The organism is Allocoprococcus similis (assembly GCF_054660775.1).
This window is the reverse complement of the sequence record NZ_BAAHSG010000007.1, coordinates 58482-71548: the sequence shown is the minus strand read 5'-3', so window position 1 is coordinate 71548 and position 13067 is coordinate 58482. Positions and strand designations below refer to the sequence as shown.

Here is a 13067-nt window from a genome sequence, read left to right as displayed (position 1 = left end):
CTCAATCTCCGGTATCGATCATGGTCTCTTCATGATACACCTTATATGGTGAAGGATCGTCTGCCTGATACCAGACAGTATATTCCCCTTCTTGATAAATAAACCGAAGGACCTGATAACCGGTCTCATCGGTCTGTAATACCCAGAAATCTCCGGGTGCTTTACTGAGTTTAATGATTTCATCATATAAACCGTCGGCGACACCTCCCTTATGGGAAGTGTCACCGAATGATCCATTACTGCCGTACGCCTCAGTCCCGATTACCTGGAATGCTACCCGCACCGATTTTGCATTTCCCAAAGCCACCTGGGAGTCTGCCCGATAAATCAACCGGAGCACCCCAGGTATAATGAGGACGATCGTAAGCAGAAGAATAAGTAAAACGTTAAGTGCCGACCTTATCCAACGGTATTTAATTGCATTTTGCACACTTTTGTTAACAGCCACGCTTTCGTTTCCTTTTCTAATCTTTCACTTTTTATGTACGATAAAAATCAATGTTCTCGTTAAATTACAATTTAATTTGTATTCCCACCAGTTGTTGTATCTTCACCAGATTTTCCAACATTATAATCGCCATCTGAATTATTCTTGCTATTAGCAGGATTATATGTACATCTCTTCTGACCATTATCATAAACCAATGTTTTAATTTTATTATTTTCTACCGTTACATTAATAATTGTATCTTTACCTAATTCTGCTAATGATGCAATTTCTTCTTTTGTAAATTTTCCAGTAGTATCAAGTGTAACTGTTTCACCAGTTTTAATTTTAGCATATTCTTCATCATACAATGTCTGAGCAGCCATTACAGCCTGACGTGTTTCAGCAACAACTGATTTATTCTTCGCCTTATCAATATATCCAGTCAGTGCCGGGATCAGCAGAGCTGCCAGGATTGCAAGAATTACCAGTACAACGATAAGTTCTACCAGTGTGAAACCTTTTTTCTTGTTCTCTTTCATTTTCTTAAATATGTTTCGTCACTCCTCTTAAAGTATCTTTTGTTTCTATATAAACGCTTCGGTGCATGCGCTCATATCATATAAATATAAATTTTCTCAATCTGAACCTGTCTCCTCCTTTGCCGTAATCTCCTCGCAGCAAAGCACACTGTGCTTAAACTCCAGAATTTCTGAGTCCGTAGCAACCAGATTCGTCAGTTCTTTGTCACTGTACAGATTCACGGTCGCGCTGATCCAGTCTACCTGATCACCACTTTTGGTTCCTTCCGGAAAAGAATAGATCACTTCCAGATAATTGTTCATATAAAACCCTGTTCCAAATACCGTGGCAACTGCGCGCGCCACCGGAACTCCATCCTTCAAATAGATATAACTGTTCTCTGAGCTATTGCGGAAATAATATCTGGTCAGTAACTGCCCACTGTCCACAGCCGACGCCTGACCGGTTCGATTGTTCTGAATATACAGGTCCGTATCCTCGCATCCGTTCGTAGAAACAAGGACGACATAACCCTCTTCATTTATAAATTCTACCGTATTTCCGCGCAAATTTCCAGTACTTTTTGTAATGTTTCCTGTAATGTTTTCACTTTTTTCTACTGAATCTGCCGGAATATCATAGATTTTCACATACCCACTCGCATTTTGGGTAATTGTTCTCAATTCCGTCATTGCGGTATCCAGTATAGACTGTGCATATTGCATCCTCTGCACCCGGACAAAAATGCGGGATGCTGCACTTAAAGCGGATGCTGCCATCGCCAGCATAATACTGATCAGAAGCAGACATACCATAGTCTCGACCAGCGTCGTTCCTTCTTTTTTTTGAAGCAGGCTCCTCAGTCGTTTCATGATCAGTCTCCTCCTTCAGCATCTGTCTGTCTGGACTCTGATGAAGCTGCCACCGGTCCATAAAGATAAAAGATTGTATTCTGCTTCCGGTTTTCAGCATCTGTATAAGTGACCTGTTTGCTATCCAGAGTTGCATCTACGGAAAATACTACATTTCCAATCTGTGTCAGACCGGAATCCGCCGCACGGAACCGGATCTTCTTCTGGCTTCCCGTTACCGTTTCTTCCGAAGACTGCAGTCCCTCAAGGACAGCCGCATTGTCTGCACGGATTTCTTTATTCTTTTTCAATGCCGAATTGCTGTAGGAAATGGCTCCCTCCAGCACTCCGAACATGATCAGGAAAATGAACATACTCGCCATGACTTCTACCAGGGTTTCTCCGGCTTTCGCTTTTATTCTTTTAATTCTGTGCATCGCCATCGCCTCCTGTTATCGTAATCTCTCCCGTGTCTTCCACAAATTTCCGTGAAAGCGGTTCACTGGTCTGGTATGTATATTCGATTTTTCCACCATCTGAAAAAACGCACTCGTTTCCGGCCGTACTTCCGACCTTCCAGACGCCCCCTCCGGTCTCATTTGCTACCCATATGATATTCTGTCCCTTATAGGTAAACTTCACATCATAAGTTTCTTCTCTTGTATATTCTGCGGTATAAGTATACGATGCATCCTCATAGTAAGCGGTCACTCCAACCATCAGCACATACTGCCTGACTACTGTATTCTGCAGTGCCTCGATCTGTGCCGTGTAATCAGTTGCCGTACTGACATCAAGTTCTCCGTTTTTCAAATCCCCTGCAGAACTTCCAACCTTCTCTTTTGCAAGAGAAATACATAGATTCCCATATCCGTCTTCAATCTGCCCTTTCGAAAGATCCTCTATATTCGTCCCATCTGCAACAAATTTGTATTTCGTCGCCTCTGCACTGGACGCTGTTTCATCGTTATAAACCGCGTACTGGGAATTTTCCAGAAAGCTGTTCGCAAAAATATAGAAATTCGTACCCGAAGAAGTATTTCCGGCTTTCAGTTCTCCATCCAATACCTTTGCATAGCTTTTTGCCAGCTGGTAACAGCGCTCCTCCTTCAGGCGCAGATTCGACTGCGCCGTCATGAGTCCCGCCGTGTACAGAATGGCAGCCGCAAAAGCGATAAAGAACGCGGATACGCAAAGCACCACTGCCATGGATACACCTTTTTTTTCATTTGCTTTCAGCTGCTGCCAGCCTGTATGTCTCATAGCTTCCTCCATATTTACCGACTCCATTTGATCTCAGTTTCCTTTGATGCCACATATGCATCACTTCCGTTGCCACTTCCCGCGTCTTCTGCTTTTACATTTGCAAGTACATCTGCTTTAAACACTGCCGTTTCTGTCACGATAAAATTACCATGTTCCACAGAAACTTCATTCGTATCTTTCACAGATTCCAGATCCGGAAGTTTCAAAGTGTAACGGAATCCGCCTTTTCCGTCTGGCTCGGCGATAATCACCGGTTTCAGCGTAATTGTGTAATAATTATAAGCTCCACTGTCTGAAACATAATTTGACTCAATCGTCACATTGTATACTTCCGGTTCAAAAGTATGGATTTTTTCCTCATCCGGTACATCTTCCTGTGAATCATCTTCTTTTTCCTTCACATTCTCCCAGATCCATTTCCATTCTTCCTCAGAAGTCTCTGTCTTCTCTTTTACCTTGCGGTATACATACTGCTGAAGTTCTACTTTCTTCTGTTCTTCTCCCTCCACCGTTTCTGTCGTTTCGATAACCCGGAGTTTTCCTTCCAGCTTATTATCCTGTCCGGCTTCTGTCTCTGTCAGTTTTCCTTTCAGATTGATCGAATAGACTTCTGCACAGTCGATACTGCTCCATTTCAGCACCGTACGCTCTGCATTCCACTGTTCTTCATGGGAAGGCACTTCCGGCGTATCGGTTACTTTTACCTTCTCTTCTTCTCCCACGGTATCTGCTTCTACTTCCGGTGCTGTCAGTTTTGCATACGGAAGCTGTACCGTTCCGACTTTCACCCACCGTGAGCTGACACTGCTGTTACCGGAAGAAATTCTGGTGTAATACGCGATCCATTTACCGGCATAGCGAATCGAGAAATTATTCATAAAGTGGTAATAATCCTGTGCGTTTTCCATGTTCATCTGAACCGGAACGAAATTATCCTCATAAGTCTGCGGATAAATCTTTACTACATTCTTACCTGGATTTTCTACCGTAGAAGCTTCTGCATCTGCCTGTGTATTATATACATACGCTTTCAGAAGGTATGCACTGCCTCCAGGTGGAATGCTCTCTTTTGATGCGGTAATGTCGATTCTCAGACCATCTGCTGTTCCATTTTTGAAATCTTCCGCATCTACCGGCTTCTCCTTATCGTGTGTCCAGCTGACTTGCCATCTATTCAGTACCGGAGCTGCAAGTCTGCTCGGAATCTCCAGTTCATAGGTCACACCCGGAGCACTGTCTACATAGACATTCTTATTACTTGTTTTGGCTACCAGATAGACAACGATTCGTTTACCCGCATAAGCTTCCAGATCGATCGTCTTTGAATAGCTGCCATCTTTTGCTTCACGCTTCGAGACCACATCTCCCATGGCTGTTTCTTTTCCAGGCTCGCCAGAATTGCTGTACTCACGAACATAAATCTGATATCCCATACAATACGTCTCATCTGCGATTTTTTCCCAGCTGACACTGTAGTTCAGTTCATTTTCATCCACATTCACTACCGATGGCTGTCCCGGTTTTTCCAGACGCTGTGATACGTTGTAGGTCGCTGTGGTAGAAAGTCCGATCTGACCTTTTGATGCATCTCCGATACGGGTTACTTTCAACCGGATCTGAGTGTAATTCCAGTCATCTCCGTCTGCGGTAAAGCTTCGCCCGCTCTCTTTATATGCGCTTGTATCAATCGTAACTTCCTTTCCGTCTGCATCAATACCGGTCATCTCGATCTTGTACTTCGGATCGGATGTCGCAGCTACATTCTTGTCCCATGAGAAGGTATACTGCATCCGGTTCTCATCATCGTAGGTCGGTTCCAGGTTGGATCCGTCTTTCTGATCGAGTACCGGGGCTGCAAGCCAGGTGAACAGTCTGCCCGAAGTATAGTTATAATCATTAAAATATCCACTGTTATTCTTCAAAACCGTACTGAAACTATACTTCCATTCACATTTTTCTGTTCCGTCGGTCTGCTCTTCAACACCAGCCAGCTCAGTTATATTTGCAGCACTTTCTGTATCTACATCATAATAAGTGTAGACCGGTCCAAGACCAGACTGTGAATACCAGAGACGAATCTTCAGGTTCGATGCATCCCGCAGATAATCTGGAAGATTTGCAAATGTTGCTACTGCATTTCCTTTGGATACTGACATCATATCGGTTTTTGCAAACACAACATTCTGTTTTTCTGAAGTTCCGCTCTTCCATGTTCCAATCAGTTCTGCACGATAAATGGTAGGGATTTCTACAATATTTGTATTTGCTCCCTCAAGCGTAACATCAATCTTCAGATCATCCAGGCTGCTACCACTGATTGATGTTGTTGCTTTTACTCTGTCATTGCCGTTATAAGTTCCCACCTTAATTTGCGGCTGATAATTCGGGAGATATACGGGTACAGAAGTAAGTGTTGATGACTGATAGTCTTCTCCTATCGCCTGCGCATTAATCTGATACCACTTTTCAGAATAATCAATGGAAAGCTTTCCTGTAGGATTTTTAGCATCTAGAATCAATGTTTCATACCGACCAAACAGGCTGATCTTTACCTGCCATCCTGAATACTTCTTGTTATAAACATCCAGATTATTTAAACTATAACGATAGGTATATTGTCCCGATCCTGTTCCGGTTTCAATCAGCTCTACTTTTACATCCGGAGTCGGCAGTATTCCTTCTCCCTGTCTCACCTCTGCTGTTATAGGCTCTGACTCTTCTATATTATCGTACATGCTCTTTGATCTGACTGCAATCTTTAGCGTCCCTGACATTCCTGCCGGTATATCAAAGCTCGCTTCTTCTGTATACATCACATGTTCTTTTGTCATACCTTGTTCATCCGTGATTGATACAACATAAGCAAATGGATCGCATTTTTCCGGTGTTGCAGCCCCCACAAGATCATTTGGCGTAACCAGCATCAAAATCTTTCCATCAGCAACTGTGGCTTCTGCCGAAGCCGGAGCAAGGATCTTCTCAGTTCCGGAATTCGAAACAATTCCTTCCAAACGCCGATAACTGGTTCTGGTATCTTCTACAAGCACATTATCCGGAGTTGAAATATAAGTTCCATATAATTTATTCCATGTTGGCACTTCCCCTTTATCCAGATAAAATAAGACTTCACCTATAACTTCATTATTATATTTTATGTAACGATCATCCAGCCGGCATGAAGATCCATTTACCGTCTTTTGCGGATAGATGTATGTAGCAAAATATTGTTCTCTATCCATATCATACATAAAGAAATAATCAAATGTATAGGTATTAAAATCTTTCCAGTCGCCTTTTCCGTATGACTGCAAGCCACCTTCCGTCAAACCATTTTGAGCGCTTCCACTCCCCGATTTACTTTTGGAAATTCTAATATTAGTAAATGCCCATGGATTCGTAGAATTTGATCCATCAAGATAATAATTGCCTTTCCGGTTTTCTTCAGGCATAGCCTTTGGTCTTCCTTTTTTTGTAAAATCACTTGCAACTGAATAAATCGGATATTTTGTTTTGTTATAATTATTACTTCCCAGATTCAGCGAATAACAATCCTTTACAATCGTATTTTCCGACCATGATGCACCGGCCGCATTATTTTCACTATACCGGTCTCCAAAAATACCAGTAGCAAAATTATCGCCATTTAACTTATTACCAAAATTCCGGCATCTTTCTATTCGCATAACAACATTCTGCGTCGATGTTTGTATAGCTGTACCATTCGCATTATCACAGGACAAGAAGCCAAAAATCCCCGATGCCATAGATGCCGAATAAATCTGTACACCTGATTCATTTACGCAATCAAGAATCTGTACTATAAAACTTTGTCCCCGACTGACATTAGCTGTTCTGTAAGTTGTGATATTCCCTAGTATTCCCGCACTATCGTTTGCACCGCTTCCGCTTGAGCCATTTTGTTTGTAAATACTTCCATAATTGTTACAACTTATAACATTATATGTATTTTGTTCATATGGATGATATAGCTGTGCTACAATTCCTCCGGATGCACCAATCCAGTCTGCACCAAAGGTTGTCTGCAAATTTCCGTAATTGCGGCATTTTTCTATGGTTCCTCCGGTTCCTGTCCACTGTCCCATAATTCCACCAGAATAATGGGTATTATAACAATATATTGTTCCGTAATTAATACAGTTTTTAATATTCCAGTCACTGGATGTCGAATTGTTCTGATTTCCAATGATTCCACCCGCAAATCGGTTAGAAATTCCGTTCGACAGCTCACGTCCTACAAACGCACCATTAATCAAATATGTCGAATCATTTTCCGATTCATTCATTCCGATAATTCCACCGGTACCTACACTAAGCGCCTGTGACTTATTCAAGATGAACCAGTTTCCCGATACGCACTTATTAACAGATCCTGTAGTTCCGTTAAATGCAGTAATTCCTCCCAAATTTCCATTTGCATTCATATACATCTGCAATTTTACGGATGTAATACTTGTATTATCAGAATATATTTTTCGACTCAGCCAATTATTATAGTTGATGTACTTACTTCCATCTTCTTTCAATCCGGAATTTCTTGCTCTCAGATTCATCGCATCAAGCGTATCTTCTTGTTCATTATCATAGATTATTTCAGAAGTTTTTCCACTTCCTGACATCACGATCTCGCCCTTATTGAATCCGGTTACTCCACCGAGCATACCAGCCTCTGCACTCAGACTGCTTGACTCATTATCTGCAAGCATACACCCCTCAATACAGCCATTTTCCTCATTTTTCCCAGTAATTCCACCGGCATGACTTGAAAGTGCTTCTTTTTGTTCTGCTGTATTTGAACTTGTGGCACTGTAAACTCCTTGAATATTCATTTTAATATAAGTAACTTCATTATCTCTCAGCAGTGCATAATTAATTCCGGAAATTCCGCCATAAGAGTTTCCCGCTTCACTACTTGCTTCTTTTATTTCTCCGGAATAAGTACAATTGATAACCGAAACATCATTTGCCCCATTCTGTAAAACAGTAGCATTTCCATTGCTCCCAACAACTCCGCCAAGATATTTATATCCACTGAAATTCTTAAAGTCCACACCTTTTACTGAAACTCTCGCCACCGTCCCCTGGTTCATGCCGACAGCGCCTCCGACAACCAGCGCAGTCTGCTGTACATTGATTTCCGGCATGGTTGTGATTTCTGTCACTCTTCCGGTCGCCTGGGAATCTCCTACGGTTCCGTTATTCAATCCGGTAATTCCTCCGATATTGACCGCACTTCCGCTGATCACTACGTTTTCTTCCGGTGCACTTCCAAGGATCGTCCCGTTATTCACCGCACAGATTGCTCCTGCGTCCATAACGCCCAGACTGTAAATCTCTGCCTTTTTCGTTTTTGTTCCCTGAACGTTGCAGTTCTCAATGATTCCATCGGCTTCATTTTGTGCCGCAATTCCTCCGGCATATCCGGAACTGCTGCTCACACTTCCGTAATCTTTACTGTTTGAAATCTTTGCCGCATTAACTGCCGTAATTCCTCCCGCATATCCGGAATCCGCAGTTACTTTTCCTGCCCGGTTGATTGTATTGGTCACATTTCCACTGGTTGTACCGACAATTCCTCCGACCATTCCATGGGTTGCCCGTACCTGACTCGCCTTACATATCAGATACTGTGTTCCGGACTGGCCAAGAGAATCCTGACCCAGATAGTTTCCAACAATTCCACCGACATTTTCATAGCCGGTGATCCGTGCTCCGCTTCCGACAGCTACAATTTCTCCGTTTGTTCCGCCATCTCCGGTAACACGCAGAGTTCCTGTTTTTTCATTAATACCAATAATACCGCCCACATTTGTTCCGTGACTGCTCATAATGCTGCGGCTGATATTCTCGTCTTCAGCAACCTGGATCGTACCGCTGTTTCTACCTGCGATTCCACCGACATTATCACTGGCAGCAGAAATATTTGCATAGCTGGTGTTCTCTCTTATCACACCTTTGGTCAGATTCCAGCCGACGATTCCCCCCAGATTCTGATTACCGGAAATGGTCTTTCCTGACATGGTACTACATTTTTCAATGGTTCCTGCTGTGTAGTTTCTTGTTCCATCTGTAAATGTCGTATCGCTTCCGATATTCAGTCCGGCAATTCCACCGACATAACTAAGCGCTGCATTTCCAAAATGCTCGCTGAGAGTACACTGATAAATGAGTCCCGCATTCAGTCCGACCACTCCGCCGATTCCTGTGAAGCCGGATAAACTTCCCTTGTTGGTACAGTTGTCGATGATCTGATTCTTCAGATTGACTCCGACAATTCCACCTACCAGGTGCAGCTCCAGATTTTCCGCCTCATCTGGCAGATCTATGCCCGAATCAATCTCTTTTTTTGCAAATGTCCCCAGCTTCACCGTTCCGACCGATTCACCAAACGCCGCAGATGTCAGAGAAATATTTCCTGAATTGGTACAATTCTTCACTACGATCTTACTGTTCTTTTCGCTGTATCCAAGAATCCCTCCTGTATACAGACTGGCAGTGATCGGAAGATTATTCGTTGTTGTGACTGTGATCTTTGCCGTATTGGTATTGGTATATCCACTCGCATATACCGGGATATTGTCCGCACTCAGCTCCGGCAGCAGTTTATCTGCATTTTCCCGCAATTCTCCTTCTGTTGTAGAATAGGTGCTGATATATCCAACCACGCCACCACAGAATGCCTTTCCTTTGATCGTACCAAGGATGTTATCTGTATGGATTCCATCCATCACAAGATCGTTATTTGTATTTACCAGATTCGCTCCAATACATCCGCCGACAAAAAGCTGACCTTCCACACTTGTGGACGGATCTTTAAGTCTGATTCCGTCACAGACGCCGACGCATTTAATCCAAAGGCACCGCCTGCACATTTTCCGAATGCATAAATGCGTCCACCAATCAGGGTATAGTTTACCTTGATCGTGGCATTCACATCGTTGAATCCAACTACGCCCCCGACATAATCTTCTCCAACCACGATACTGGAAACAGATTTGACCGTAATATTCTGGCTTTCCTCGGAAAACAGAATGGTGCCATCATTATATCCTGCAATTCCACCTGCATAATCCGCTTTTGCTTCCCAGTTATTTACGATCGTATTGTAAATAGAATTATCATAATCGGATAAGTAGCTTGCGCAGTCTGAGATTGTCGCTTCGCTGGCATTATATCCAACAATCCCTCCAACATATTCCTCATAACCTGCTGCCACACCATTGTTGATGCAGTCCGTAAGTACAACCGCATCTGCATTCTCACCAACGATTCCTCCCACATAACTGTTTCCGATCACATAGTTTCCATTGGTTGTGACAGAGACTCCGCCGTGCGCCCGGATCGCCTGGTCAAGACCTCTAAGGCCACCGGCGATTCCGCCGACATACCTAGATCCCAGAACATATCCACCGCTCTTTGTAGAACAGTTGGCAAGCATGGAAATGTTTCCGTATCCAATGATTCCACCAACATATTCTCCACGAAGTAATTCATCTTTCTGGGTTACATCATAAACATACCCCGTCTGTCCGGCTGCACTCGAAGCTCCATAAAGAAGCGTCTGTTTCCCGTACCCGACAACGCCGCCAAAATATTTTCCTTCTTCTGAGCCGTCTGTAGCGGAAGAAGCGGTGCAAAGTACAAGTCCGTCATTACTGCAGTCTGTCAGGTCCGACATTTCTCTTAACACACCATCCTGATAGGTCGCAGCCTCTAATGTACCGGTTACCTTTCCGGCAATTCCGCCTGTACAGTAATTACCGTTAATATTCGCATGGTTTTCACATTTTTCAATTTTGGCACCATTCTTTTTGGTTGGCAGATTTGCATATCCGACAATCCCGCCGATACCTCTTGCCGCACTTTGGGAGTTAGTATCCGGGATCGTGACATTCATAGTCCCTGACATAGAAAGCTTTGTTGCCTTCCCTGTTGCTACCGTAGTGCCATCTGCATTTGCCATCGTTCCGATCATTCCGCCGACCGCTACCATAGCAGATCTGTCGGATGCCCCTGCACCAGTCTGTTCAAGCGATACATTGACTGCCGTATCTTTTCCGGTCACTGCCGTATCTGATATATTTCCCTCGCTTCGCCCGGCAAGGATTCCGATTCCTTTCAGTGACGAATACTTCCTGGTATCTGCCTTTTCCGTTCCAAAGGTCAGTTTCGGATTCTGGATCGTCACCTGTTCGATTGTTCCCTTTACTTCACAGAACAGTCCCAGATACTCTGGTCTGCTCACCTGACCTGCTGCCTTCGTTTCGGTTCTCCTGGTTTTCTGTACTGCTGCAGCAGTCTGAAGTTCGTCTGCTGTTGTATCATCAATAATCGAGTCCTCACCCAGCTTCAGATTCGAGAGCAGCGTACTTCCTCCCTTTCCTTTTAACGTATAGCCTGCAGGAAGCTCTGCAATCACCGGGAAATCACTGACCGAAGTTTTACTGTTTTCTTTCCAGGACAGCTTCAGGACATTCTTCTGTCCGGAGACATTACCCGAAGCCTGCTGCGTCAGCTGATACACACCGGTACCGGCTGAAGTCCAGTCCATATTTTTATTGGTAAGTGTGAAGGTCGGATTTCCTTCCTCTGCATAATACCGGATATTGGAAAGATGACGGTACGCAGCAATCTTTACATCATTTTTGGATGTGCTGTCCGCATACATGGTATTCGCTGTATTAGATGATACCGACTCACTGTCTTTATATTCCTTCTGGATCAGATTTGCCGAATCCTTTCCTGCGTAAGATGTTGCTTTTACCGTCGCATAAATATTCTGTGCCTTTGCAAGATCTTTTGCTGATGTCATCGAAGCAAGACGGCAGATGCTTGTGCTCAACGTTTTCTCATAAGCAGATGGATCCGATGCCAGCGTTGCCTGTGTCTTCGCAGACATCATGGCATCAAGAACCAGAGAGTACTTATTATCGCTGTAGGTCAGTGGGAACTCCCATCCTTCACTTTCTTTATTGTTTTCATCCTTCAGAGTAACCGATGCCATCTGTCCACGGTCCGACTTATTCTGATCAATGGACCATCCGTTTTTCCGAAGATCATATGGCGATACAACCATGCTGAAAAGCTTTTTGTCACTTCCTTTTAAATAGAAAGTAATCTCATAGCTTACGTCCAGACTGTTGCCGACATTACTTGACCAGTTCAGCGACAACCGTTCACTGTTCTGAAGACTGATCGTTGCAATACGAAGCTTCGTTGTACCAAGATTGACTGCATTTACCGTATCATCTGCAGAATAATAACCAAGCAGTCGTTTGCTTCTGCTTTCATATTCCCTGTCAAGCATGGTAAGCGAATGGTTTTCATCTTTCTCGGCATAATTCAGACTGTCGCATTTTGTTGCATAAAATGCAGAATACACTTCACCGGATTCGATATCAATTTCAATTGCGATCGCACCTTTGTATATATCTTTATCATAGGTATAATCATCGATCAGCGTAAGCACCGGATTCTTCTTTGAATTCTTGCTGTCATAAAAATCTGCATCCAGCGTGATCGCATAAATTTTACCATTCAGCTTCAGATCCGAGCCGCTATACTTGATCCCTTTTTTCTCAACCTGCTTCTTAAAGCTGTCCCATTGACCGGATGACCGGTAATAGGTAAGCTTCGACTCTGCTGCCAGATAGACTGTCTTGGCATTCTCCTCATTTTTTCTAAATTCCGCTTTCCGCCAGTAATTGATAAAAAACGGAACTGCGATTGCTGCAATGATCGAAAGGATGATGAGTACTACAATCAGTTCGACCATTGTAAATCCTTTTTTTCTGTTTTTCCTCATATTCGTACACCTACTATATATTCATTCGTCAAATTCTAATTATACATAGTAGATTATAGCAGTTCTTTCGCAAAAAAACAGCATCATTTTTAATGTTATTTGTAATTTTTTTCTCACCTTTTACCTCGTTACTCTGCATTTCTCCGCCATTTGTCACGTTCTTCTGCTATTTTAACCT

General features: G+C 43.3%; 7 protein-coding genes. All 7 read right to left on the bottom strand.

Features of this window, described 5'->3' with window-relative positions:
- Window position 1: 1 nt before the first annotated feature.
- Entirely contained in the window at window positions 2-448 is a 447-nt protein-coding gene (locus ACYQ5K_RS04170; protein WP_195230317.1) for a hypothetical protein, read from the bottom strand.
- Window positions 449-519: 71 nt separating this feature from the next.
- Window positions 520-969, bottom strand: coding sequence for a prepilin-type N-terminal cleavage/methylation domain-containing protein (locus ACYQ5K_RS04165; RefSeq protein ID WP_178024729.1), 450 nt, complete (start codon window positions 967-969; stop codon window positions 520-522).
- Window positions 970-1065: 96 nt separating this feature from the next.
- Window positions 1066-1821 carry a hypothetical protein gene (locus ACYQ5K_RS04160; protein ID WP_178024731.1) on the bottom strand — a complete coding sequence of 252 codons (756 nt, stop codon included), beginning with the start codon at window positions 1819-1821 and terminating at the stop codon, window positions 1066-1068.
- A 2-nt stretch (window positions 1822-1823) separates the two neighbouring features.
- Window positions 1824-2237 (bottom strand): type IV pilus modification PilV family protein, encoded by a 414-nt coding sequence (locus tag ACYQ5K_RS04155; RefSeq protein ID WP_178024733.1) that lies wholly within the window; start codon window positions 2235-2237, stop codon window positions 1824-1826.
- Window positions 2224-3063 carry a hypothetical protein gene (locus ACYQ5K_RS04150; RefSeq protein ID WP_178024735.1) on the bottom strand — a complete coding sequence of 280 codons (840 nt, stop codon included), beginning with the start codon at window positions 3061-3063 and terminating at the stop codon, window positions 2224-2226. The genes ACYQ5K_RS04155 and ACYQ5K_RS04150 overlap by 14 nt, the downstream gene beginning before the upstream one ends.
- A gap of 14 nt (window positions 3064-3077) precedes the next feature.
- Window positions 3078-9881: an autotransporter outer membrane beta-barrel domain-containing protein gene (locus tag ACYQ5K_RS04145; protein ID WP_459777282.1), complete on the bottom strand. Its 6804-nt coding sequence runs from the start codon at window positions 9879-9881 to the stop codon at window positions 3078-3080.
- The gene (locus ACYQ5K_RS04140) at window positions 9833-12889 is read right to left on the bottom strand and encodes a prepilin-type N-terminal cleavage/methylation domain-containing protein (protein ID WP_459777281.1); all 3057 of its coding nucleotides are present in this window, start codon (window positions 12887-12889) and stop codon (window positions 9833-9835) included. The genes ACYQ5K_RS04145 and ACYQ5K_RS04140 overlap by 49 nt, the downstream gene beginning before the upstream one ends.
- Window positions 12890-13067: the final 178 nt, after the last annotated feature.